Origin of the sequence: Fructobacillus sp. CRL 2054, from assembly GCF_028764065.1 — a bacterium.
Lineage (GTDB): Bacteria > Bacillota > Bacilli > Lactobacillales > Lactobacillaceae > Fructobacillus.
Window position 1 is genome coordinate 15062 of the sequence record NZ_JACOFN010000010.1, and the last position, 26671, is coordinate 41732.

Sequence of the window (26671 nt, forward strand, 5' to 3'; positions counted from 1 at the left end):
TCCATGAAAGCAATCAATATACCAGCAAAAGAATTAATGCGTGTCCTTGTTGGACAAGAGGTCAAAGCCAACCAAAACGTTCAAGGGACTTTCTTACTCGTGGCAGAAGAGAACTCTGAGAAAGGTCTACCATCGGGGATGGCAGCGGCCATTGCCGACATTGCCATCGGACAAGTACAGCTGCAAAAGCTAGTGCATCCCCTACGCGTTGCGGTTGACCAACCGGTTTGGGTACCCTACCAATTTGACGAATCCTTCCTAACGGTAGAACCACACAACTGGTTCGGCCCGGAAGCCATCGTCTTGGAAAAGCGCTTTGCGGACTTTGTTAAAGAATACAAAGGGCCTCGTGATGCCAATGGAAGCATCCCTCGTTCTAAGGTTCCAAAGCAACTAGCCGAAGCACTACTAATTGAAGATGCCTACTGGGCGGACTACTTAAAGTATGCCAATGATCCTGATGGTGAATTGAAAAAGCAACTAAAGCCAATCTTCTCGGCAGAATAAAATCAAAAGCAGCCAAACAAAATGTTTGACTGCTTTTTTTGCACGCTTATTCTTTATTGAACAAGGTTGAACTCTTACAATTCATCGTGTCCCTTACTACCATTACCAGAAGTCCCCGGAAGAGATAAGTCTAAAACACCTAAATTACTAGGTTCTACTACCACCATCTCAGTGGCCGTTCCACTCTCATCAAAATAAACTTTCTCCTTGCCAAAGTTCACCCAGCGGCCACGCACGCTTTCATTACTTAGCATAGTTGTCGTATCCGCCATCGCCTCCTGAATCCAACAATTCATGTTCGCATCGATTCGACTAGCAAAATTACCATGTGAATTCGACGAACTAACAACGCCAACCACCTGATTCAGCTGGTTCAAAACAGGTCCCCCAGAACTTCCTTGCGACCAATTCACGGAGGTCGTCATAATCTGGTGGTCAGATACCGAATTCGCATAACCCGAATCAACGTACATATTGTCATTGCTATTTTCCGGTTCACCAGAATGTCCAGGTCCTAAGGCGCCAGGAAATCCAGCTACTGAAATCAACTCTCGATTTACATCCTCTGCTCGAAGCTCGCCCAGGGCTAATGGCTCTGCATCACGAACCGGTCGATTCAAGTGAACAATAGCAAAGTCGAAATCGCCCGGATCAGCACCAGGTGTTTGGGGCTGAATTGCCGCCCTAAAGTACTGTGGCGGAATCGAGATAGCTGAACCCCGATAATGGAAACCAAATGGATAACGTTCTGCCGTAGCCCCTGTTGCGCCCCCATAGGCCGGTCGAACCGACAAGTTTCTCGGATTAATCACACGGGTTGGCCAATCATTTGCTCCCGCGTTCTCACGGTCCTCCAACACCACATGCGCGGCTGTTAACACTGTGTCTGGCCCAATTAAAACGCCAGATCCCGATTCCCCAGTTTCAGTGTTTACCAAAAATACGACAGCTGAAAACGGTGCTTGCCGAGTATCAGGAACCAATCCCTTTTGAAACTTGGCTGCATCAAAGACATAGGCATTAGCCGTGGTCGTCGTCATCATTGTCGTACCCGTCAATGCAACCGTAATAACCCCTACCTGCCAAAGTGAACTTTTCATTAATTTATTCATCTCTTGCTCCTTTGTTTAAAAATCTTCTGCTTTAAAAACAAAGTCGTCATCTACCAGAGAAAGGGATTCCAACCAAGGGCTGTAAATCGAGAAAGAACAGACCGCAACAAATAATAATTTGAATAAGTTAGAACCCCAAATTGATGTTTAATACGAATCATCATAAAGCCCCCTTTCAGAGCCAATATAGCATCCCCGGAAAGTAGCTGCAAAAGCTTCGGTCTAGATGCTCAGACCTTTGCAAGAACTTTGTCTATTAACTAAAAAAACCGGCTATACATAGTCGGTTTTTTCGTTCTTTATTCACTTTTTTTCGAAACGTTTACCTGACGGGGGCGTGCCCCATCAGCTGGCCCAATGTAACCAGCGTTTTCCAAATCATCAATCAAGCGAGCAGCTCGGTTATAACCAATTCGGAAGCGACGCTGTAGCAAAGACGTTGAGGCCTTCTGCTGATCAATGACGAATTCGAGTGCTTCGTCAAAGAGTTCATCATCTGATTGGCCAGAGACACCAGCATCATCTTGTGCGATTTCTTCGTCAGTCACCGTCATCTTGTCGTCGTACGATGCCGACTGCTCATCCTTAACAAAGTCAACGATAGCAGTAACATCGGCATTCGAGATGAAGGCACCCTGCAAACGCTTATGTGGCTTACCCGGTGGTGCAAAAATCATATCACCACGACCAAGCAACTTTTCAGCTCCGTTCGTATCCAAGATAGTACGGGAATCAATTCCAGAAGCGGTACGGAAGGCAATTCGTCCAGGAATGTTGGACTTAATCGTTCCGTTAATGACTTTAACGTCAGGACGCTGAGTAGCCAAAATCATGTGGATTCCAGCGGCACGGGCTTTGGCACCCAAACGGGCAATGGATACTTCAATTTCAGATCCAACGGTTGCCATCAAATCGGCAAACTCATCCACGATGGCCACGATGTATGGCAGCTTGGTCATCAGAGCATTACCAGTTTCCTTGGCATGGGCATTGTTTTCTTCAACGGCTGCGTTGTACTCTCCAATGTTTCGCTTACCAAATTGAGCAAGCAAATCGTAGCGGTTCTCCATTTCTTCAACCAACTTGTTCAATGACTTAGCGGCCTTCTTAGGGTCAGACACAACCGGTGTTAGCAAGTGTGGAATACCATTGTAGATTGACAATTCGACGACCTTTGGGTCAACCATCATCAACTTTACTTCAGATGGCTTAGCTTTCAACAGCAACGAAACGATAATACCGTTCAAACCAACAGACTTACCAGATCCAGTAGAACCGGCAATCAATAAGTGGGGCATCGCTGCCAAATCAACGGAAACAATGTTACCAGAAACATCTCGTCCCAACGGCACAGTCAGCAATGGCTGATGAACTGTATCGGACTGTTCAATCATATCACGGAAGCCAACAACCGCTTGGGTATCGTTTGGTACTTCAATTCCAACGTAAGGCTTACCAGGAATTGGCGCCTCGATACGTATTGATTTAGCCGCTAAGGCCAGGGCCAAATCATCAGCCAAGTTGGCAATCCGGTTAACCTTCACACCTTGTCCAGGTTTCAATTCGTATTGAGTGACCGTTGGACCCAAGGATACAGAAGAAACCGTTGCCTCAACTCCGAAGGACTGCAAAGTATCATGTACCAAACGTGACTTGGCATTCAAACTTTTCGCTTCCTTCGACTGGTCAGTCGCCTTCGTTTTCGTTAACAAAGTCGTTTGTGGTAGTTGATAGTCGTCATCATCAACTTCACCTTGGCCCATATTAAAATCAGTAGACTTATCTGCAGCCTTTGAATTTGGCAAGGAAGTGTCCGGCAAAACATGTTCGACACCCTTCGTGCCATCAATGATTGGTTCTTCTTCAGTTGAATGGGAGGCTGGCTTCTGCCAGTTAATCTTTGGTTCCTCAACTGGTTCTGACGTTTCTTCGGTCGCGGCTGGTTGCTGATTATTCGGAGCAAAGGGATCATCCGCTGTTCCCTTTGGTTCAGTCTTAGAACCACCGAAAGGATCATCCCCAAAGTCCGTTAAATCTTGACGATCTTTCTTCATCAGGAGTGCACGCTGGTCACGACGTTGCTCCTGTTTTTCCTTCATCTCAACGGCTTTTTCTTGAGCCTTCTTCACAGACTTTTGAGCCATATCCTTTGCAGGCAGCTTAAAGGTCACAATTAAACCGGCAAGGAAGAGCACAATGATAATAATTACCGTACCAACATTTGATAGAAAGGCCGAAGTGAACTGGTAAAGCGCACCACCAATAATTCCAGAACCAACTGGCGTATGAGCGGATTGATTCGTAAACTCCTGGGCAATAATTCGCGTTACCTGAGACATTGGTGAACCATCAGGCAAATCAGCCTCAGTATTAAACAGGAGTGCAGACAACAGGAGCGCACCCAAATAGAGCATCCCCGTCCCAGCGTAGACACGTCCAGGCAAGGCAAATCCCTTGTCCATGATCAAGTAGTAGCCAAGATAAAAAATCAAAACTGCTAAGGTTACTTGATAAAGGTTTCCAATAAAGAATCGAACAAGGTCAGCTAAGTACACACCAAAAAGGCCAATTTGAAAAATAGCAAAAATGGACAGAATGATAATGACCACGATGGAAATGACCTGACTAGCTGCACCAGAACGGGTCATCTTCTTATTCGATTGTTTGCCCCTTTGGCTGTTTTTTCTAGCCTGCTTCGCCATTGAAAACTCCTCTTTTAATACGAGTGAACTTACTCGTAAAGTCAAAATACTTACGCTTCCTATCTTAGCACAAGCAAAAAGATGGCTCTACATATTTATGGCTATCATAAAGCTTCCAAGGCTGGCATTCTTAGGTATCAGCAAGCATTCTTAATACCTGCTGGATATCTTTGTTTTCAATTAGTTCAGACAGCATTTCTTGCTTCATTTTTTTTCGCAACAATTTAAATTCAATACTATCTGGATCAAGCTGTCCTAATTTAGCAACCTCTGTACTAATTGAATCTTCATTTGAATAAAAAGGATTAATTCTCATCATCTTGTTCTCCGTATATTTTCAACGCCCTAGGGCTAATCCGAATATTCTTTACAATGTATTCTCGTAAATCGCTTTGACTAATTGCTTTCTCAGCTAATGCAATTGATAAATCGTATAGCTCTTGTACCCCTTTATAGTGTAAAGACATCAAATTTGATTCTAGTAACAAGAATCCTGATAACAAGGCCGTGCGTTTATTCCCATTATGAAAAAGCTGTTTAGTAGCTAGGGCAGTCCAAATATAAGCTGCTTTATCAATAATAGTTGGGTGATAATCTCTTCCAAACGTATACTGATTCATCAAAGCAAGTACTTGCTCAAGACCTGCTAAATCTTTCAGACCATACATACTCTCTTTTATAAAAAGTGTTTCTGCCACTTCATTTAAAGTAACAATGTCAGAAACCGAAAATGAGTCAAGAGGTAAAACATTCAAATCAAAAATTTTTTCTTTTTGATCATTGCTAACAACTAATTGTCTAGCATGGGTTAATTGTTTGATACGTAATGTATCTGGTAGTGAATTTTCAATAATCATGCTTTGCTGCATGACCTCCATAAATTCACAAAATTGAGGTTCTGTATCATGGCTATAACTAATTTGACCAACTGGTCTTTGTATTAACATTTATAACCTCCAAAAAGTTCTCACCTTTCAGACAATTACCATTTCACTCTTCCCCTCATTTCATGCTGTCAGTATACCCGCAGTGGCCAAGACGATTCAACAGACCTTTGTATAACATCTCAGTTAATTTGATAAAAAAAGGACCAACTAGGTCCTTTTTTACACTGCAGTGATTTTGCAGTTATTAATTCTAAAAATGTATTCAAAGCAATGCTTTTTTGATCGCTTGCAAACGTTCTATAGCAGTAAATGCAAACAAAAAAGCCGCAAGCAAATGCTTGCGACTTTTTAGTAGCCCGTGAGAGAATCGAACTCTCGATTCCGCCGTGAAAGGGCAGCGTCTTAGCCACTTGACCAACGGGCCATGGTCAGTTGTTACTTGATATCGCTATCAAACAACTATGTTAGTATAGCAAGGATATTTTACCTACGCAACCCTTTTTTAGAATTTTTTTCGAATTTATTTCAACTTATCTTGTTCATAGGTGTGAGTCTTATCCAACTGAGCAAAGTCTTGCTGACGCAATGCCTCAAATAAGACGATAGCCACCGTGTTTGATAGGTTCAATGAACGAATGTTTTTATCGTTTTGAGGAATACGGATGGCCTTCTCTGGGTTTTGGCGCATGAAAACTTCAGGCAAACCAGTGGTTTCCTTTCCAAAGAGGAAGTAGCTATCGCCATCCCCTGCCTTTTCACTGTAATCAGGATCTGTATAATCCTGATTAGCAAATTTCGAAACTAGGTATAGATGGTCATTTTCTCCCAAAGTTTCCAAGAAATCAGGCAATGAAGGATGGGTTTCCAAGTTCACGTGGTCCCAATAATCCAAACCAGCACGCTTAACGGCCTTATCTGAAATATCAAATCCCAATGGTTCAATCAAGTGCAAGACAGCGTTCGTTCCAGCCGCCGTTCGTGCAATGTTTCCAGTGTTAGCGGGCATCACTGGTTCAAATAATACGATATGGTTCGTCATCTTTTTGTCCTTTTTTCATGTAATGAATTCACTCTATTCTAGCACAGGATTCAAGGCAGCCCCAGGTTGGCTCAACTTTTCCATGTTATAATAATAAAGATACAAGAAATAGCAAAGGAGTCTTTCTGAACATGACTGTTCACCACGTACTTTTTGGAACTTACACAAAGAAAACATCAAAGGGTGTCTATGAGGCAGCTTTTGACGAAGAAACAGGTCAATTGAGCGACGCCCAATTGGTATTCGAAGCAACCAACCCCACTTACCTTGCCCTTTCAAAGGCAAACAAGGCCTACATCGTCGACAAGCGCGGCGACCAAGGTGGTTTGGCTGTAGCCGATAACAACAAGCGCCCAATGGCAGAAATCGGCGCCAACATGTCTGAAGGTTCAACACCTGCCTACATCGGTGTTGATGAAGATCGTCAATTGGTTTTCGCTGGCTACTACCACCGCGGTACAGTTGAATCATACAAAATTCAAGCGGACGGCACTTTGGAATTAAAGGATACTTGGCAAAACGCTGGTTCAGGTCCTCGTCCAGAGCAAGCTTCATCACACGTTCACTTTGCCAACCTGACACCTGACAAGCGTTTGGTTGCCGTTGACCTTGGAACCGATGAAGTCGTAACTTTTGACGTTTCTGAAGATGGTAAGTTGAAAGAAATCGCCCGTTTTGAAACCATTACTGGTTTCGGGCCTCGCCACATCCGTTTCTCAAAGGATGGCGAATATGCATACCTTCTTGGTGAGTTGTCATCCCTTCTTTCAGTCTTAAAGTACAACGAAGAGGATGGTTCATTTGAACACTTGATGACCGCCTCAACCATTCCAACGGACTGGAACGAGCACAACGGTGCCGCTGCTATCCGCGTCTCATCTGACGGTCGTTTCATCTACACATCAAACCGTGGACACGACTCAGTTGCGGTCTTCAAGGTTTCAAACCTTGGTGCCGAAATCGAATTGATTCAAAACATCTCAGTGGAAGGTTCATTCCCACGCGACATGAACTTCGATCCTGAAGAAAAGCACTTGATTGTTGCCAATCAAAACACCGATAACGTTTCCGTCTTCGCACGTGATGAAGAAACCGGCGAATTGTCATTGGTACAAAAAGACTTTGCTATTCCTGAAGGCGTTCGCGTCACATTTGAAGATTAATATTAAAGGAGTTGCTCTTAATCGGGCAGCTTTTTTTATACACAAAAAGAGCCTCGAATCACCTGATTCGAAGCTCTTTTATTTCAATAACAATTATTAACGGTTCATCCGCTTTTCAACAACACCCAACATACGTGAGATTGAGAAAGTCAAAACGAAGTAAATCATAGATGTGATCATCAATGGAATAAATGGTTCGAACGAAGCCCCCTGAACAACAGAGGTTTCAAACATCAATTCTCCAACACCAATAACGGAAATAACAGAACCTTCCTTGATGACCGAAACGAATTCATTACCAAGAGCTGGCAAGATTGTTCGCACAGCCTGAGGCAAGATAACCAGGCGCATGGCCTTGTTCTTTGTCAACCCAAGTGAACGAGCAGCTTCCATCTGTCCATCATTAACGGATGCAATACCTGAACGAATAATTTCGGCAACATAGGCCGCTGAATTCAATCCCATCGCCAATGCCCCGGAGGCAAAGGCCGAAAGGTTCAATCCCAGGATTTGAGCACCGAAGAAGACCATGAAGGCCTGAACCAGCAATGGTGTTCCTCGAATATACTCAACGTAGATATTTCCAATGGCTTTCAAGAAAAAGTTTGATGACAACTTCAACAAAGCAAAGAGTGTACCAAGTGTCGTTCCAATCAACACGGCAACAACTGCCAAAGCCAAGGTAATACCAGTTCCAGAAAGGAAGTAGTGACCGTACTTATCCCAGTAGGACTTGTTTTCACCGGCAAACATTTCCTTGTTGGCTTGCTTCTTCCAGTTGTTAAAGGTTCCGTCAGTCGTCACCTTATCGATAACAGAGTTAACCTTAGCAACCAATGCGGGTGAATTCTTTGGAACGGCAACGGCAGAAGCACCAGTTGCATCAGCTGAAAATCCTGGATTGACAACAGCTAAGTTCTTGTTCTGCTGAACATAGGCTTCAGAGATTGTCTTTTCGGCAACAACACCGGCAATCATCCCCTGCGTCAACTGTGAAATCAAGTTTGGATACTTCTGCAAAGAAACAACCGAGGCACCTTCAATGCTCTTAGCCTGTTCTTCTTGAATGGTTTGCGTCTGTGCCCCAACCTTTTGACCAGAGAAGTCCGCCAAAGTCTTGTACTTTGATTCGTTCTTCTTCAAGACCAACATCGTTTGAGGTGCCTTCAAGTAGACCTTTGAAAAGTCAACCTGGCTCTTACGCTCTGGCGTAGCTGAGAATCCCGAAACAACCATGTCGATTTTTCCAGTCTTCAAAGCACCAAGTAGAGCATCAAAGCCCATGTCCTTGACTTCAAGCTTCACGCCCAACTTCTTAGCGATGGCCTCAGAAAGTGATACGTCGAAACCAACGATCTTGTCTTTTCCATTCTTTTGAGTATGGAATTCGTAGGGTGCGTAATCGGCTGATAAACCGACAACCAGGGTCCCCTTCTTTTGAATTTTTTCTAAAGTTGGATCAGTCTCAGCAGCTGAAGTTTTCATCGCTGCTAATGGTGCCATCACCATGCTCAAGACTAGTGTTAGAACAAAAAGAAGTCCCCAACATTTTTTATATTGCTTTTTTGCCATGTCATATCCTTTAATTTGTGGATTTTTACCTTTGTTATTATACAAAAAATTGGCTTCTTTGTCTGCCCTAAGATAGTAAGTACTCACACATTGCTCAACCCATCCTTCAACAAAAAAAGCAGGGAAAGATTTTCCCTGCTCGATTTTATATCAAAATCTTATTTTTGCTGTGACTTCAAAACACTCACGCTCTGTTGGCTATCAATCTTTCGTAACAACTCATTGAGCTTCAAATCGATTGCTTCCATACGCGCTTTTTTATCCTGGACGGTTAACTGTCGGTCGGTCCAAATCTGATCTTTTTCCACAACGGCGTTCTTGCGTAGATAGTGGTAAAGATTCTGCTTTATTTGCGACAACTGATTAATTTGATCAACCGCTGTTTTGATGCTTTGAACCATTGTTGCCGCATCTTCATCGGCGTTTACCTGGTCCTTTGCAGACTGTCCAATTAGATCGAGGGCTGATTGTTGTGTCTGCTTTTGGATTCGTGAATAATCCGTTGATTGCTCAACAAGCTCCTGAGACTTTTGCACAGCCGCATCGATTTGAGCACAGCCCGCCTTCTTTCGTTCGGCTAGGGGCTTTCTATCCATAACAGACTGGGCATTTTGCACAACGAGTTTGAAAGCTTCTGATTCGGCCAAGAGCAAAACGGTCAAGCGTGTCTTGCCCTGGTATAGCCCAGCTTCCACATTTCGTTCAGCCTTTCGAACCATTTCCAATCGCTTTGACTTTTCTTGTGAAGTAAAAGTCTGATTCGACTGAATTTGTTTCATCGCTTCCCGGCTCTTATTTTCCAATACCTGCTTAGCAGACAACATCGCTTTCACAATGCCAGATACCGCTTCCAGCAACTCCGAATAAAGGGCCGCTAATTGGCTAGCATCCTGCCCGGCCTTTAATTCTTTCAGCCAATTCGTTTCAAGGGCATTCAAATTACCTTCAATAACTGCTTGCAGCTGCTTCGAAAGATTGCCAGCAAGAGCCAGTTCATCTCGTTCTTTCTGGAAAAGCCCTTGCGTCTTCTCTTCAAGATTTGCCCGTTGCTCTTCTAAGTGCTGAACAGAACTGAAGTCTAAGGCCTCTTGAACCAAAGACCGATAGTGGTTGGTCAACCCTTCGATGCCAGACGAATCAAAGCTAGCAAACTGACTAACCTTAGCCAAGATTTCTTCCTTCGCCAAAGTAATTTGTTCCAATCGGTTTTCTTTTTCCGCTTCAACTAAATCAACATTATACTTAATGCTTTCTTTAGCCATACGGTGTTCAAAGGCAACCAAATCGAACACCTGCTCCTTCGAATCTTGAAGCGTCAGCATGTCCTTCAACACTTGATCACAATATTGGACAATCTCTTGCTGCCCATCTTTACGGTACAACTCATTCTCGCAAGCGTTTAATAACTGGAAAATGGCTTGTTTCTCAGCTTCTACAAGATTCTGTTCCTGCTTTGAATCTTCAAAACTCTCTCGCACAAACGCTTCCACCTGCTTTTGAAGGTAGCGTGCAGCCGTCTTACGCATCTCAACTAGACTTTGCTTCTCAGATTGCTGACTGCCCAAAATGACTTGAATCAACGATAACTGGTGAGCAGCAAGCGCTACTTCCTTTAGTCCCTGTTTCGTTAGCACATGCTTCAAAGCAGCGCTTAGTTGTTCTTGAATCTCATCCGAACGTTTTTCTCGTTCGACATCGGTCAAATCGGACACATCGGTCAGATTTTCAATCGCTTGATTGGCTGTATTAATTAAAGTCAAACGAGCATGTAACATGCCATCAAACAGTAAATTCAAGGTCTGGCAACTTTGATTCAAAAGTCCATCAACTTCCGATGCAGATTCGGCTCGTCCTAAATTAACTTCGGATTGCTTTAAGACTTTTTCAAGCGAAAGCTGTATCTGTGACTTCTCTTCATCAGTGAGGCGATCAGCTGCTGGTGAATCTTTTTCATCGTTTTCTTCAAAATGTTGAACCCTGGCAGAAGCTGCCATGAATAAGCTGTTTAACTTACCACTGGCCTTCTTCTTACGATCAAAGACCGTGGCAATACCAGTGAAATCGGTCGCCTTATCCAATCCCATCTTAAAGGCTGGGTTTTGCAAAACCTTTGTGATTTGATAGGAACTTTCTGCTTCGTCAACAAGCGCTAATGTGTTATTCAACACCTGCTTCAGTTGCTCTTCCCGGTCCGACTTTTCAGCAATCGTCAAATCATCATTTGTTTGAATCCGGTGCACAGCTTTGTTTGACTCAGCAAACATTTGAGCTCGAATGCTCAATTTTGCTTGGAGTAATTGGCTCAAATTCAAATAGCCAATCCGGAAAGCAGAATAAACCGCGTCAGCATCAGAGGAGCGCTCAATGTTCACGATTGCCCGTGCTGAAGCATTTTCCAGCGCCCGTTCCTGACTTTCCATTTGCGCATGTGTCAATGCTTGCTTCTCAGATAACAAAGACTGCTGTAAATCACGCATCTGTCGAATAGCTGCTTCACGCGCTGACTTCTGTAAATCAAGTGAGATGGCATTGGCCTGTTTAGCAGTAAAAATAGCCGCATTCAGTGCTGAGAAGTGTGCCGACTGCTCAGCTGCTTCGACGCTGATTTGCTGATCCACGTTTTCAAAAGCACGTTTTAAGACGTCTTGAACAGTAATGATTCGTTTGATTTTTTCCTGAGCAGTCAAATCGTTTCGATTAATCACCGACTGTTCCGCTGCATAATCCTGCTGATCAAGAGCCCAATAGGCTCCCTGCTTGGCTCGGGTCAGTTCTTGAATGTTCTGAATTTCCTTTGCCAAAGTCAAGGCAAGATCATCGGCCGTCTTTTGGTTCTCAAGGAGTAAGAGAGAACGTTGACAAGCGCCATCCATCGCTAACTGCTGCTTCTCTGTCAATCCCTGCTTGGCTTCTTGACTAATTCGCTGAATTTTCGTTTTAGCTTCTGTAATTAATTCCGCTAAAGTTGGGCCAGTGAAATCACCATCTATCAAAACAGCTCGGTCTAACTGTGCGTCGTCATCGCTCACCTTCTGAGTCTGGCTTTGGTTTTTAACGTTAGCCAGTGCCATCTTTAGGGCTGCTTTCACATCGGCAATCCGGCTTTCCCGGTCAATTGCGCTCAACTGCTCTTGCTTTTGAATTAAATCAATAACCCGAGCGGCCTTTTCTTCCATTCGTTGGTTCGCTAATTTTTGGGCCGGTAGTAATTCTTTTAAATTAACTAAACTCATTTGGCGTACTCCCGCCAAACGGTCTGCGTCCATTGCCAGATTAATGATACTTTCGCTGTCCAACACTGCCTGAGCCACTGTTTTTTGCTCAGCCTGAGAAAGAAGCGATTTTTGCTGTGCTGCTAAATCGGCAACATCCTGTTTTGCCTGTCCCTTTTGTTCAGCAAGACTGAGTCCAGAGTTACTCTCCTCTAGCACAATCACCTTTTCAAAGTCCACGCTAAACTTAAAGGAAACACCGTGCACCAAGGATACACGGTCAGCCAAAGTCTGACAAGCTGTTTGATAGGCCTCCTTAACGCGCTTAATTCGCTGACCCTTTTCAGCAGAAACAAAGTTAGGATTCTTGTTAATATTTTTCTCAGCTCGCTGGAGCTTATTTTCAAGTAAATGCCTGGTTAGGTCTAGCTCACTACTCAACCCTGATAAAGCATGTAAACAGCTTGATAAACGCTGATTTACTTGGTCAGCATCCAAACAATTCTGAATTGCTTGAATCGACTGCTCTAACAAATTCTTTTGCGCATCTTGCTCAATCCGGTCGTTATCCAACAGTAGCTTGTCACTACTCTTCTGTAAACGTTTTACCGCTTCTTCCTTTTGTTGATTGAGTGAGTTCACAGCGGTAAAGTCAGTGTTTTCGTTAATGACTTTTGCTAACTGCTGGACAGGTCCATTTTGCTGCTTCTTTTCATCTCCTGCCGCAAGAACGGACATCGTTTCGGCTGACTTTTCAAACTCAACAGTGGAAAGTGCTTTCTGTAGCCCTTCTTTCAAGGCGTTCTGTCGCTTTTCCTTCTCAATTTCGGTCAACTGCTTTTGCTGGTCGATTAATTGAGTAGCTTCCAAAATGACTTGCTTTAATTGTCGCTTAACTGAGACTTTAGCGGCCATCAATTCATTCAAAGCAGCTAGTTGCTCACTAAGAGCTTGTTCCACTGCCACTTGGTTCTGGCAGTTTTGAAGTTTTGCAACCCCATCTTTATAGAAATCTTCCAGTGCACTTTTCCCTTGAGCATTTTGCTTTTCAAGGAAGGCTTCTACCTGTACAAAGAGCTTTTGCATAGCATCCCGCTGTACGTTATAAAGCGGGTCTTCTAGGCCTGTAAAAGTCATTTCAGGTAAAGCAGACTTTTCTTTCTTCTTTCCAAAATTTAACAGGCGGTGTTCAGGCGAGCACTTCAAGATCAATGACATACCAGCTTGATAGCGCTCTTGAATACTCTGAGCATCCTCACCCTGTGTAATTGAAGTTCTTGCCTTTTCAAATTGTTGACTCAGCTTTTCGAGGGCGATGGCTTTTTTACCATCCTGAACCTCTTGCTGCCCTTTGATTGTTTGCTGAACTTTTTTAACAGCATTATCCAAAGTCTGGCTGGTAATCATTCGCCATTCTTCCAAGGAATGACCCGTTCGATAGCAGTTCTCAATTTGTTCTTCTGATTGGCGCTTAATCTTCACAAGGGTCTGACTCGTGACATTATGACTATCGATATCAGCCATGGCTTGATCATAAAAAGCCTGTGCTTGCTTTAACTGTTGCACCTTTGTATTAGTTAACAAAGTCAAATCAGAATTGATTTTTTCCTGACAAGCCTTAAGTATTTCACTCAAAGACTGCCGGACCTGCTCTTGTCGTTCTTCCAGTGAAAGAGCCCCATCACTTTTAGCCGCTTTGAGTAGGACTTTTGCATCAAGCAAACCTTCATCAATGGCATCCGCGTTAGGCTTCACAGATAGTTCCTGTAAGGAAATGGCTAAGTTACTGTTCAACTTAGCCAGCATGATTTCGACTTCGGACTGTGTCAAATTAACATCCTGAACAATGGCAGTCTCTTCCTGGACAGACTGCACCTTCAATTTGTTTTTAGCATCCCGAATTTGGTCCATTAAGCCTTCTGCTGTCTGATGCGCTGTTCGCATCAATCCCATTGCATGGTTTAATTCATCCGTAATTTTTTGTACACCAAAAGCAGCGTCCTTAACGGCCGTTTTACCAGCCTGATAATCACGCTTTAATTGATTAGCCTGTTCTGTCCGCTCCTTACTGGTTAACAAAACATCCCCAGCAATGGCCTGGCTTTCTGCTTCATAACATTTTTTCAGTTTTGCTTCTGCCTCGGTTTTACGCTGTGGAGCTGACTTAGCAGGACGTCCGTAGCTATCCTTAATCGCAGCCAGACCGTTTTGGTTGGCAATCTCAATTTCATCAGCGTTCGTTGCATAAGCAACATCTTGCTCCGCTGCGGTTTGAGCAGCAAAGGCCATGGCCAACATGTAGTTTTTTTCAACGGTTAAAAGCGTCTTATCCTGTTGAACGAGGACTTTCACATCTTCCACCGCATCTGCCAGTGCCTTGTTGGCCGCCGCCTTTTGCATGTTCACCGAAAGCCCAGCAATGTGACCATCGGCAACCTGTTGACGGGCTTTAGCCATCACATTAATCACCGTCTGTGATTCGGCGTCTTCATTCGTGATTTCTTTTAATAATTGACCATAAAGGCTCGCGAGCTTTTCACTCTCTCGCTCCTTCTGTTCCTTATCCAAAGTCTGATCACTTTGAATGGTTTGAACTGTCTCTTGATAAAAGCTCGTCAATTCAGCCTGTGCGTCCTCTTGGCGGGCATAACGCGACTTTTCGGCAGAACGATAAGCGGCTTTCATTGCCTTTACAGCAGGACTAGATACCGTCATCATGTCCTGAATGTTTGCCATGGCCATCAAATCATTCTTAGCGCTCCCCAGCGCTTGGGATAACTTAATGGTCATTAAATGCTTTTCCGCATCCGTTAAATTAATATCGGATTGAATCTTGGCAAAGACTTCGTCATAAACTTGCTTCAATGAACTTAAAATTTCATTACGAACCTGGTCTAGGCTGCGTCCCTTTTCAAAAGCCCCTGTTAATCGGACCTTAGCCAAAGCAAGCATATCGACAATGTGTTGTGCCGAAACGTTATTAGCATTCAATGCCCGGTTAAATTTCGTCCATTCAGTTAAGACGCGGTTATATTCCGACTGCTTTTCGACAGAGGAAAGAGTGGTTTCTGCATAAATCTGATTATTGATTTCATGCTTCAGATTATCCAAACTTTGCTGGGCATCCTGCAAACGCTCGGTCAAATTCTCAGACTGGTGTTGCATGGTAATGGTGGTAACAGCGTTATGTTCTGCGGCCAGAATTGAACCAGTGCTATTAACGTTGGTTAATGAATTTTCAGCACTGGCCAAAGCTTCGTTAACCCTTTGAATTTGCTGACTCTTTTCGGCTGATGTTAAGGTATTATCTTGATTGATTTTTTCAATTGTCGAACGAGCACTATCTTCTGCAACCTTTTTAGAGGCTTCCTGCCACTGTAAGATACTAGCCCCATGCTCGTGCTGTGCGCGTAGTTCTTTTTCAGCAGATTGAATAAAATTCTCGTTTTTATCCGCCAAAAAAGCATCGGAAGTATTAGCCAAGAGTTGACGATACCTCTCCCTCAAATGGGCTAGTTGAACACTGCGCTGGTTCCCGTCTAACCCTTGATCTTGGTTAATTTCTTGGGCTACCGCTTCTTTAATTTGGCGTAATTTTTCTTTTTCCTTACTAACATCCGTTAGTAAAGAATCTTTTTCTTCTTGAACAGTTTCAGCTTCTCTGTCTAATTTTTCATTTTTTTCGTCTTCAACTTTTTCAACCTGGTCATACAAAATACCATCAGTTAAAAGGCCTTTATCGAAATTATTTCCATCTGTAATAAAGCGGTTAACCATGAGGACCCCCTCCCGAGAACTCTCGTTAATTAGAACAGTTTCATTGTAACACCCAGGCAATAAAAAAAGGGGGCCTTAAATCCGCTTAACGCCTATAAATAGGCATTAGCAAGGCTTTTGACCATATATTAAATTACGGTTACAAAAGTCGCCTAAACGTTTAATTTCTAAAAAATACCCCTAAAAGTTTTTAAACTTTTAGGGGTATCTGTATATCTAAATATTTAGTGAATGACTTTTACAAAATGGTAATCAAAAGGCCACCCAAGACAAGGATGATTGCGCCACCAATACGGTTACCCATCTGGGCAAAGGCAATCAAGCTCATACGGTTTGAAGCTGACAAAACGGCAACGTTTCCAGTTCCACCCATTGAGTTGTTAATCATACCACCAGCAATGGCTGATTCAACTGGGTAAAGTCCGAAGAGCTTACCCAAGAATCCAGCAGACACGGCCATCGTTGCAACAGAAACGATAACACAGATTGCTAACTGCCATGAGAAGGCAGCAATCAAACCAGAAAGGTTCAACATGGCAAGACCGATACCAGCCAACAAAGCTTGCGTCATCGTTGCAGTAATCATGTTACCAAACATAACGGCTGAATCTTCGTAGTACTTTGGCACCCAGCCAGTTGCCTTAACCGCAATAACCATCAAGATCAAGAAGGCAAATGGGTTAACGGCAGGAACAAAGTGGTTCAAGATTGTTCCAACCATGTAGAATGACAAAGCAACCATCATACCAACCAACAATTGTGGTGCGTTCATTTCAGGCATCTTTGCAGCCTTGTTCACCATACCATCAGTTGTCTTCAACAATGAGCCATGACCGTTCATCGCTGACTTATCAGTAAACTTAACCAAAAGTGATGAACCGATGATAGCCAACAAGTTGGCCAAAACAACGGATGGGAAAAGTTGTGTCAAAATTGAACCTGATGAAACGTGCAAAGCTGATCCATAGATTGATGACAAAGGAACAATTCCAGCACCAACACCACCAGCCATCATTGGGAAAGTGATGTAAAGAGATGTGTGTCCAAATCCAAGACCAAGCAAGGCACCAACACCACCAACAACGAAGAAGGTACTGATCATGGCACCAAAAGCAACTGGTAAGAATCGTACGGCGGCCTTCAAGAGCAACTTACGGTCCATCTTAAAGATGGCTGACGTAATCAAAGACACAATATAAAATTCCAAGAAGTTGTTGGAAGAAATAAAGGTTGAGATGTTCTTGATTGCCGCTTGTGGTACAACACCTGTTTCAGCCATGATAGCGCCAGCCACCAAAGCAAAAGCAGATCCTCCACCCAAGTATGACTTAAAGATTGGCAAATTGTTTCCAAGATAGAAGAAGATTCCCCCAAGAATAACCAGTGCAAACAATGCACCACCCATGTTCTTAGGCAAAACGTTCATTCCAAGAACGGCAACAAGCAAAAGCAACATAATGGTAAAGGCTACTCCGCCGATGCCAGCAATTTTCAACTTGTTTTCAATCGTTGAAAACAAGCCAGCATTCTGTGCTGAAGACTGTTCGTCTGACATAGTACACTCCTCTAATGTGAATTTTTAAAATAAATACAAAAAGCAGTATAACATCATGATTAAAAATTTTTAAGCAACAAATCAAAAAAACTGTTCGATTATTAAATCAAAATAAAAGGCGCCCCTAGGGGCGCCTTTTATAACATAGACAATTAAGTTTTTTTAAAATTTAGATTTAGCCCCAGATTGTGACCAAGAAACCAGCGATAACCAAGACAAGGGCACCACCGATTCGATTACCCATCTGAGCGAAGGCAATCAGGTTCATACGGTTAGCGGCTGACAAAACAGCAACGTTACCCGTTCCACCCATTGAGTTGTTAGCAAGTCCGGCAGTAATGGCAGATTCAACTGGGTAGAATCCGAAGAGCTTACCCAAGAATCCGGCAACAACTGTAACAGTGAAGACAGAAACAACAACACAGACGGCCAACTGCCATGAGAAGGCTGAAAGCAAGTTGTTCAAGTTCAACAAGGCAAGACCAACACCAGCAAGCAATGCGTGCGTCATCGTCTTAACAATCATTTGTCCAAACATAACGGCTGATTGCTCGTAGTATTCAGGAACGATTCCCAAAGCCTTGATAGCAATTGCCAACAAGATCAAGAAGGCAAAGGCATTGATTGATGGAACCAACTTGTTCAACATGATACCAATCATGTAGAAAGAAAGTGATGTCATCATACCAACCAAAAGTTGTTGTGCGTTCAATGCAGAAATCTTTACTCCTTCAGCATGTTCGCCCGCAGCTTCCTTCATCAATTCACCTTGACCGTTCATCTTTGAGTTCTTGGTGTTTTCAACCAACAAACCGGCAGAGATGATTGCCAAAAGGTTTGACAAAACAAGGGCTGGGAACAACTGAGACAAGATGTCTCCAGCGTTTGCATGCATTGCTGAAGCGTAAATTGATGACAATGGAACGATACCGGCACCAACACCACCAGCCATCATTGGGAAGGTAATGTATAGAGACGTGTGCTCGAATCCAAGTCCAAGAAGCATACCAACGACACCAACAACGAAGAACGTAATGATCAACGTCAAGAAGGCAACTGGCAAGAAACGTACGGCGGCTTTCAAGACCATCTTACGGTCCATCTTAAAGATGGCCGAAATAATCAAGGAAACAATATAGAATTCCAAGAAGTTAGATGTTGAGATAAAAGCTTTAATCGTTGAAATGGTTGAGTGAGGAACAAGACCTGTTCCAGACAAAATAGCACCACCAATGGTTGTAAAGACAGATCCACCACCAAGGTATGACTTAAAGATAGGCAAGTTGTTTCCAAGGTAGTACAAGATACCACCGATAGAAACAAGGACGAACAACGCCCCACCCATGTTCTTAGGCAAAGCACCCAACTGGATGATACCCAATAGCAAGATCAGCATGATCAAAAAGGCGATTCCACCAATTCCATCAATTTGAACTTTATTTTCAATTTTCGACCAGAAACCTTCCTGGTTCGAACTTTGTTCACTCATGATTAAAATTCCCCTCTATCATTAATTGTCCATAATAATCACAATTACAATATAACACTCTTTGTGACAAATTACATTATGAATTTTGCTAAAATTTCCTTAAATTGCTCAGGCTTTTCCAAATGGGGTAAATGTCCCGTTTTAGGTATTACAACTACTTGGTCATCTTCACCCATCATACCCTTGAAATCATTGTAATACTCAGACTTCCATAAGGGTGACTCTTCCCCGGCAACGAAGAGAAATGGACGGGTCATATCGTAAACATTCCCACGCCAATCTTCCAAAACATGGTTTTTTAGCAGGGGTAAAGCTAGGTCAAAGTTAAAAGGATTCTTCACTTTTTGCACCTGCAAGTTATCTTTTAAACTTTGATTTATGGGTGAAACCGTTAGCCTTTGTTGCAAGAATGTTGCAATCATCACAGGATACGTATTCCAATTCATCCCCACAATTCCAGCAGACCAAGTCTCATCGTTTACCAACTTTGGTGACTCATCGATAATCACCACCTTGTCGATTCGACTTTCACCAAAGAGTGACAAATAGGCCCATGAGGCAGCGCCACCCATTGAATGTCCGACAAGCACGATATTTGTTAAGTGTAAGAGCAAGAAAAGTTCGTGCAAATCTGCTGCTAAACGGCCGATTCGTAGGTTCTTTGGTGTCCGTTCAGACTGTCCGTGTGCCCGCCAATCCATCGTGACTGGTCGAAACCCTTTCTCTTGCAAGAAAGGAATATAATCCTGCCATTCCTCTTGGATACCCGAGAAACCGGAAAGAAGCACAACAGCTTGTCCTTCTCCCCCATGGTCTTCATAACTGATGGAAACGCCATCACTTGTTTTAAAAAATGCCATTTTCACTCCTTATTAAATCAAACCGTTTAAACGCCCGACTAAGGCCGTTAAGATTAAGTAGTCTGCAGCACCGCCAATCGAAAGGTGACGTGAAATAAAGATTTCGTCCAACTCTGACAGGTAGGCCTTTCCTTCTTCAGTGGATGCCCCACCGAGCTTTCGGAAGGTATCAACGTACTCCACCATTTCTTTTGTAATGGCTGGTGTTTTCGCTCGCTTAATTAGAGTCGAATCCTCAATACCACCGGCAATAGCCATCAGGCTATCCAACAACCGGTCATTATCGCTCCCCTTACTCTCACGCAAAGTCTTCAATCCGAACTCCGATAATGGTCGCAAGCCCATTTGTACTTCGCCGCGCACGCCAGTTAATTTGTACTGGTGGAACTGACTTTGCCCAGCGGTTAAGGCCCCCTCATCGGCAGCGTTAGCCTTAGCAGCTAACTCTTTCTCAACTAAGTCTGCACCCATTTGAGAGACAATTACTTGCACGTCAGAAAGTGCGACAATCTCCTTATTTCGACTAGCATAGCCATAGGCAGCTAAAAGAATGCCGGCCGTAAAAATGGCACCCTTATGGGTATTAATCCCATTAGTCGCCTTGATCATGGCCTCTTCAGCTTTCAAACCAAAAGGACGAATCGTAGCCAAGAGTTCCTTTAAATCGCGACCAGCAAAGTCCTGTCCAGCTTCAAAAGTCTGGCCGAAGTAATCTTGCAAAGCAAGCGTTGAGTCCACAAAGGTGTAGATGGTCATATCATCATGCGCACCCACAGAAACAGGGTCAACAAGACCAGGCTTAGGATTCGTCACCGCTTCCGCCAAAAACCCAAAGGAAGCCGCTTTCACAACCGCTTCTTTTGAAAAGACTGGTAGCAAGGAATCATCCACAAAGTACTGGTTATAAAGCGAATTAATCACGGCGTGTAAATCCGCTAAATCATGCCGTTGATCACGTGCACAAGCCTTAGCGTTCTCCCCACAAACAAGGCAAGTTCGTGGCTTAAAACCAAGTGCCGTACGCGATAACTGGTAGGCGTCATCCTCTTTGGCCATCACATCCGAATCAAAGAGTCGTCCAAAGAAGGATTGTTCTTCAAAGGAAATCGCGCGCTTTTTAACCTCCACCAGTGACGCTTTCACAATGAAAAATGCCTCAGGGCCGGTTTTACGTTCTTTATCAAGAATAATCTTCCTAATCAACAAATCATCAAAGTCAGAAAGTAAAACCTGCCAACCCGCCTGAAAAATTTGTTGAATCTGGGAAGAATTTTTCACCGCTCCCGGCATATTCAACTTAACAGCCACTACCGTATCTTCAGGATAGCTATCTTCTAACTGATTTTGCTTATAAGAACGCCATTCACGGTTTTCCAGCACCTCGTCAAGCGTGACTGACTGTCCCTGGCTAAATACATCTACTTGTTCTTTCATTGGAAACTTCCATCGCCTTTCAATTTCGGTTTTCACATTATCTTTACTATTCTAACTGTAATTTGATATGTACAACGAGAATTTCTTCTCGTTTTGATTGATTAACATAAAAAGGACCAGTAAACACTGGCCCTTTAAATGGAAATTTAGTCCTTAACTTCCTTGATGACATCAATCAATGAACCATCACGGTATTCAGCCAAGGCAACAACACGGTCTGTGAATTCCAAAGGCTTGGCTTCGCCAACAAGGGCTTCGGCCTTCTTTTGGAGTTCTTCGATAGTGAAGATTGGCAAACCAGGAACCTTAGACAAGGCATCGATAAGATCCTTGCGCTTAGGGTTAATGGCAATTCCAGCTTCCGTAACAACAACGTCAATTGAATCACCAGGAGTGATAACAGTTGTAACGTCAGGCACGATTGTAGCGATACGTCCACGTACCAATGGAGCTGAGATAATTGTCAACTTTGAAGTTGCGGCATCTTGGTGACCACCGATGGCTCCACGGATAACACCGTCAGAACCTGACATAACGTTAACGTTGAACTTTGTATCCATTTCCAAAGCAGAAAGGATTGAAACATCCAACTTGTCAACCATGGCACCCTTGTTAGCTGCGTCAGCATACCAAGAAGCGTCGATTTCTTGTTGGTTAGCGTCATCCTTCATTGATGAAGCAGCACCCTTATCGAAGTCCTGAACATCCATGATGCGCTTTACAAGACCTTCGTTCAACAAGTCAACAGTTGGCTTTGTGATACCACCAAGTGCGAATGAAGCAGTGATACCATGGTCAAGCATTGATTGACGCAAGAAACGAGTAACGGCCAAAGCAGCACCACCAGAACCAGTCTGGAATGAGAAGTCTTGCTTGAAGTATGGGCTGTGAACGATAACGTCGTTAACCATCTTGGCAATCTTCAATTCCTTAGGGTCCTTAGTGAAACGAGTTGCACCAGAACCAATCTTGTCAGGGTTACCAACCTTGTCAACCTTAACAACGTAGTCAACTTGAGTCTGCTTGATTGAAGCAGGTGTGTTAGGGTATGGCATCAAGTTATCCGTTACCAAAACAACCTTGTTAGCGTATTGGGCATCGATCAAGGCATAACCAAGTGAACCGAAAGCAGTTTCACCGTACATACCGTTAGCGTTACCCATTTCATCGGCGTTTGGTACACCCAAGAAGGCAACGTCAATCTTAACCTTACCTTCTTCGATGGCACGAGCACGACCACCGTGTGAACGGAAGATAACTGGGTTCTTCAAAGCACCGTGAGAAACGGCGTCACCCAATGAACCACGCATACCTGATGACGTGATGTTTGTTACAGTTTCCTTTTCGATGGCTTCAACAACGATATCGTTCATAACGTTTGTCAATGATGAAGGTGCCAAAGTCAAATCCTTGTAACCTGCATCGATAATTTCACGCATTACCATGTTGAAGACGAAATCACCTTCACGGAAGTGGTGGTGGAATGAAATTGTCATACCATCTTTAACAGTTTCTGAAACAACCTTCTTGATTGATTCAACAACCTTTGAAGGACCAACTTGTGCAGTAACCTTAGGTGCTACACGTTGGATTTCCTTGTTACCGAAGTCGGTTGTCTTGAAACCTTCGTAGTTATAATCTTTCAAAATTGAGTCCGGAATCTCCCGGTTGACATTATTCTTCAATGTAATTTCCCTCCGCATCAATAAGGTTGTTAGCCTTAGCAAGCATCATCACACGTTCAGCACGCAGAACAACTGGGCGGTCAACCATTTGACCGTTCATGGCAATAACACCTGAACCCTTGCGCTTAGCTTCTTCAATAGCAGCCATGACGTTTTGTGCGTTAACAATTTCCTTTTGAGTAGGTTGGTAAACCTTGTTAACTGGGGCAATCTGACGTGGGTTGATCAATGACTTTCCGTCGAATCCAAGTTGGTGAATGTATTCAGTTTCGCGGATAAATCCTTCTTCGTCATCCAAGTTAGTGAAGACAGTATCGAAGGCAGCAATCTTAGCAGCGCGGGCAGCGTGCAAGATAGCGTTACGTGCGTATGACAATTCACGACCATCTGGGTAACGGTGAGTCTTCATGTCAGTCGTGTAATCTTCGGCTGACAAAGCGATTCCGATCATACGATCAGAAGCTGAAGCGATTTCGTAGGCGTTGACAACACCCATGGCTGATTCGATGGCAGCCATCAAGTGAGTTGAACCAACTTCGCGACCGAATTCCTTTTCGGCAGCTTCAACCAAGTTCTCAAGTTCGTGAACCATGTCGGCGCTTTCAGTCTTTGGCAAACGGATAACGTCGATACCGGCCTTAACCATAGCCTTGATATCGTTTTCGTAGAAAGGAGTATCCAAACCGTTGATACGAACAACCAATTCGGCGTTTCCGTAATCAAATGTTTGCAAAGCTTCGTATACTAGGTAACGAGCTGAGTCCTTTTCGTTCATGTTAACGGCATCTTCCAAATCAAACATGATTGAATCAACACCGAAAATACCTGCATCCTTAATCAAACCTGGGTTGTTACCAGGAACGAACATCATTGTTCGACGTAGTCGTTCATCTGCAGCCATTAGAGCACCTCCCAGTTTGGTTGATCTTTCAAGTCCAAAGCACGTTGTACAGCAGTGATTGCACGTGCCTTGATAACTGGTGTCAACGCACCCTTATCAACAACCTTTACGAGTACGTTGTCGATTTGGTATGCATCCAACACTGACTTGATTGTTGCCTTGATGGCATCGCCGAATTGCTTTTCGACGTCTGAAGTCAAGTCGAATTCAACTCCCTTGCCTTGGCTAAGTACGATCTGGATATCAGAAGATTCCAGCGTACCAGCCATGGCTGTTTGCTTAATTTCCATTGATTTTCTGTCCTTTCGAAATACGATCCTGTAAATCGGTTCGATGGTTCTTAATAAAGGCCAAAGTCGTATCAGGAACCAAATTGTTCAATTGATCAATTTGATCTGATTTGATCTTAGCCCGAACTTCTGTCGCCGAAACCACGTCTTGCCCGCTACTCTGAGTCAGCCGTGGCACAATGACCACTTCCACTTCTGGTGGCAGGATGGTTTGCAAGGTCTCGTTATAAAGTGCGGTAGTGTGGGAAGTAGGTTCTGTTCCCAAATAACGTTTTTGAATACCAAGTGGCTTGGCCAACTGCTCCTTGAAGAGCGTTGCATCCAAAGCCGTTTGGAATTTAATTGCGGTATCTTGATTCTTGATAAAGTAAGCAGGGAATGAAAGATAAGAAACCATGTAGTCGCCACCGTTTTCAACAGCAACGTTTGGCAAATCTTTCGTTCCTTCCTTGACCAACATTGTTCGCTCTTCAGTTGTAAAGAGTGAAACGTCTTGATTGACAACGAAGACGTAAACAAAGTCGTTGTTCTTAGCCGCTTGTTCGACCAAGTAACGGTGTCCCTTCGTAAAGGGGTTGGCATTCATAACAATGGCAGCGACTGTTTTGGCATCCGCTGGCTTCTTCGTTAATCCAGCACGGTAAGTTTCAATGTTTGGCGTTCCCTTTTCAAGGATCAGACCGTAGTCGGTTTTTGCTAGCGTGTGAAAGCCAACGTGTTCAAAGGAGCTTTGATACTGAGGCTTTGTAAAGACGAAGATTTGGAAGTGACCGGCTTGCGCCAAGTTCATTTCCAAAGCAGATACCACTTGGTTAAAGCGGGCACCGGAAGCACCAGAGCCATCATCTTCAACGGCGATATACTTGATTGTCTTGCCAGCAATTGAACCGGTTCCAACCAATTGGCCCTGATCATCATAGAGACCAATCGTTTGGTCAATTGCGTTAACCTCTTGGTCTGAAAAGACGGAAATGCCTTTTTCTTGTAAGAAGTTCTCCCATTGCTTTTTCACATTGGGATTGAACAAATAAAGGTCTTTAATCTGATCAGCCATGGTTAGGCCTTCTTTGCGTAATCCAATACAGCGTTTGTAACGGCGTCAACAACACCGTCATCAAAGACTGAAGGAACAATCTTATCAGCGGCAACGTTGTCAACTAATCCGGCCAAACCTTGGGCAACGTTAACTTGCAATTGCATGTCAACGTGCTTCAAGCCTGATTGAAGCAATCCACGGAACAAACCAGGGAATGCCAAAATGTTGTTAACTTGGTTAGGCCACTGTGATGAACCGGTAGCAGTTACGACAGCACCTGCTTCGTGGGCATCATCTGGTGAGATTTCAGGAACTGGGTTAGCCAAGGCAAAGACGATTGGTGAATCAGCCATGCGCTTAACTTGATCCTTTGACAAAACGTTGGCATCTGACAAACCGATAAAGGCGTCTTGACCATCGATGATGTCATCTAAAGTCTTACCATCGGCTTGTTCCACTTGGTCAGCCAATTCACGTTGGAAGTGGTTGTATGATTCGTCGTCTGAACGAACAACACCGTGGATATCAACCAATGTAATGTGCTTGATACCAGCAGCAATCAACAAGTTGGCTGTGGCAACACCACCAGCACCAACACCGTTCATCACAACCTTTAAGTCTTCCAACTTCTTACCAACAACCTTAGCGGCGTTAATCAAACCAGCCAAAACAACGATGGCAGTTCCAGTTTGATCATCGTGGTAAACTGGCAAATCAAGGTCTTCAGATAAGCGACGCTCAATTTCAAAACATTGAGGAGCGGCGATGTCTTCCAAGTGAATACCAGCAAATGAAGGTGCCATTGTTTCGATAGTCTTAACAATGTCATCAACAGAAACTTGCTTCAATGCCATTGGAATAGCATCAACACCGGCAAATGACTTGTAGATCAAAGCCTTACCTTCAACAATTGGCAATCCTGCACCAGGACCAACGTTTCCAAGTCCCAAAACAGCAGTTCCATCTGTAATAACAGGAATCAACTTACCTGACATTGTGTACTTAGCTTGGTCTTCAGGATGTGCTTCGATATCCTTTGCCAATCCAGCAACACCTGGCGTGTAAGCTTTTCCTAAGTCAGAAGGTGTCTTAATATCGAAAGTTCCTTGAACTTCCAAGACGCCTGTGTGTTTCTCGTGCATTTGCTGCACTTCGTTCATATCAACCATATGACCTCCTAGGATTCACCAACAATCAGTGATGTTATTCTCATTCTAAAACTCTTTCTTTGTGAAGTAAAGAGTTAATCTTGATATTTTCATAAAATCACCTATTTTTTACTCGATTTTTAATTTTTTAAAGTAATATAATTTTTTCAACTCGTCTGATTTATCAAAAAAATTTGGATAAATTGCAAAAATACCGAAAAATAGTGTAAAATAATGTTAATCGTTTCCTTGCAAAAAGATCTTTCTTTTTTTAATAGGGAAAATATAAGAACAGAATGAAG

Annotated in this window: 18 protein-coding genes and 1 tRNA gene; 2 read left to right on the forward strand and 17 right to left on the reverse strand. The window is 43.4% G+C overall.

All coding sequences use genetic code 11. The annotated features are described in order from the left end of the window. The first annotated feature begins 3 nt into the window (after positions 1–3). Positions 4–507, forward strand: a complete 504-nt coding sequence (locus tag H7198_RS05200) for a hypothetical protein (protein WP_274458714.1) — start codon at positions 4–6, stop codon at positions 505–507. Positions 508–581: 74 nt separating this feature from the next. Here the strand turns inward: H7198_RS05200 and H7198_RS05205 are convergent, their stop codons facing one another. From H7198_RS05205 to H7198_RS05230, 6 genes are all read right to left on the reverse strand, one after another. Beyond that, positions 582–1619, reverse strand: coding sequence for a trypsin-like serine peptidase (locus H7198_RS05205; RefSeq protein WP_274458715.1), 1038 nt, complete (start codon positions 1617–1619; stop codon positions 582–584). 299 nt (positions 1620–1918) lie between these two features. Continuing rightward, on the reverse strand, positions 1919–4321 hold the full coding sequence (locus H7198_RS05210) for an FtsK/SpoIIIE family DNA translocase (protein ID WP_274458716.1): 2403 nt from the start codon (positions 4319–4321) through the stop codon (positions 1919–1921). 130 nt (positions 4322–4451) lie between these two features. Beyond that, positions 4452–4640, reverse strand: a complete 189-nt coding sequence (locus tag H7198_RS05215) for a hypothetical protein (protein ID WP_274458717.1) — start codon at positions 4638–4640, stop codon at positions 4452–4454. Continuing rightward, positions 4627–5268, reverse strand: coding sequence for a type II toxin-antitoxin system death-on-curing family toxin (locus H7198_RS05220; protein WP_274458718.1), 642 nt, complete (start codon positions 5266–5268; stop codon positions 4627–4629). Before H7198_RS05220 ends, H7198_RS05215 begins: the two co-directional genes overlap by 14 nt. Before the next feature lie 292 nt (positions 5269–5560). Next, positions 5561–5632: transfer RNA gene (locus H7198_RS05225), tRNA-Glu, on the reverse strand. A gap of 96 nt (positions 5633–5728) precedes the next feature. Then, positions 5729–6247: a tRNA (cytidine(34)-2'-O)-methyltransferase gene (locus H7198_RS05230; RefSeq protein WP_274458719.1), complete on the reverse strand. Its 519-nt coding sequence runs from the start codon at positions 6245–6247 to the stop codon at positions 5729–5731. Between the two features lie 131 nt (positions 6248–6378). On the opposite strand from H7198_RS05230, the gene H7198_RS05235 reads away from it, so the two are divergent. Beyond that, the gene (locus H7198_RS05235) at positions 6379–7410 is read left to right on the forward strand and encodes a lactonase family protein (protein ID WP_274458720.1); all 1032 of its coding nucleotides are present in this window, start codon (positions 6379–6381) and stop codon (positions 7408–7410) included. Positions 7411–7506: 96 nt separating this feature from the next. Here H7198_RS05235 and H7198_RS05240 read toward each other — a convergent pair whose 3' ends face one another. From H7198_RS05240 to H7198_RS05290, 11 genes are all read right to left on the reverse strand, one after another. Then, positions 7507–8982 carry an ABC transporter substrate-binding protein/permease gene (locus H7198_RS05240; protein ID WP_274458722.1) on the reverse strand — a complete coding sequence of 492 codons (1476 nt, stop codon included), beginning with the start codon at positions 8980–8982 and terminating at the stop codon, positions 7507–7509. 158 nt (positions 8983–9140) lie between these two features. Then, positions 9141–15971, reverse strand: a complete 6831-nt coding sequence (locus H7198_RS05245; RefSeq protein WP_274458723.1) for a hypothetical protein — start codon at positions 15969–15971, stop codon at positions 9141–9143. Between the two features lie 238 nt (positions 15972–16209). Next, a complete protein-coding gene (locus tag H7198_RS05250) occupies positions 16210–17526 on the reverse strand; it encodes a 2-hydroxycarboxylate transporter family protein (RefSeq protein ID WP_274458724.1) in 1317 nt (438 codons plus the stop codon). 175 nt (positions 17527–17701) lie between these two features. Beyond that, positions 17702–19015 (reverse strand): 2-hydroxycarboxylate transporter family protein, encoded by a 1314-nt coding sequence (locus tag H7198_RS05255; protein ID WP_274458725.1) that lies wholly within the window; start codon positions 19013–19015, stop codon positions 17702–17704. 71 nt (positions 19016–19086) lie between these two features. Beyond that, positions 19087–19875 carry an alpha/beta fold hydrolase gene (locus H7198_RS05260; RefSeq protein WP_274458726.1) on the reverse strand — a complete coding sequence of 263 codons (789 nt, stop codon included), beginning with the start codon at positions 19873–19875 and terminating at the stop codon, positions 19087–19089. Positions 19876–19887: 12 nt separating this feature from the next. Beyond that, positions 19888–21309 (reverse strand): citrate lyase holo-[acyl-carrier protein] synthase, encoded by a 1422-nt coding sequence (gene citX, locus H7198_RS05265; RefSeq protein WP_274458727.1) that lies wholly within the window; start codon positions 21307–21309, stop codon positions 19888–19890. Positions 21310–21455: 146 nt separating this feature from the next. After that, positions 21456–22994, reverse strand: coding sequence for a citrate lyase subunit alpha (gene citF / locus H7198_RS05270; protein WP_274458728.1), 1539 nt, complete (start codon positions 22992–22994; stop codon positions 21456–21458). Further along, positions 22984–23895, reverse strand: coding sequence for a citrate (pro-3S)-lyase subunit beta (gene citE / locus H7198_RS05275; protein ID WP_274458729.1), 912 nt, complete (start codon positions 23893–23895; stop codon positions 22984–22986). Before citE ends, citF begins: the two co-directional genes overlap by 11 nt. Continuing rightward, on the reverse strand, positions 23895–24185 hold the full coding sequence (gene citD, locus H7198_RS05280) for a citrate lyase acyl carrier protein (RefSeq protein WP_091502196.1): 291 nt from the start codon (positions 24183–24185) through the stop codon (positions 23895–23897). The genes citE and citD overlap by 1 nt, the downstream gene beginning before the upstream one ends. Continuing rightward, positions 24175–25239 (reverse strand): [citrate (pro-3S)-lyase] ligase, encoded by a 1065-nt coding sequence (gene citC / locus H7198_RS05285; RefSeq protein WP_274458730.1) that lies wholly within the window; start codon positions 25237–25239, stop codon positions 24175–24177. The genes citD and citC overlap by 11 nt, the downstream gene beginning before the upstream one ends. 2 nt (positions 25240–25241) lie before the next feature. Further along, entirely contained in the window at positions 25242–26390 is a 1149-nt protein-coding gene (locus tag H7198_RS05290; protein ID WP_274458731.1) for an NAD(P)-dependent malic enzyme, read from the reverse strand. Positions 26391–26671 lie beyond the last annotated feature (281 nt).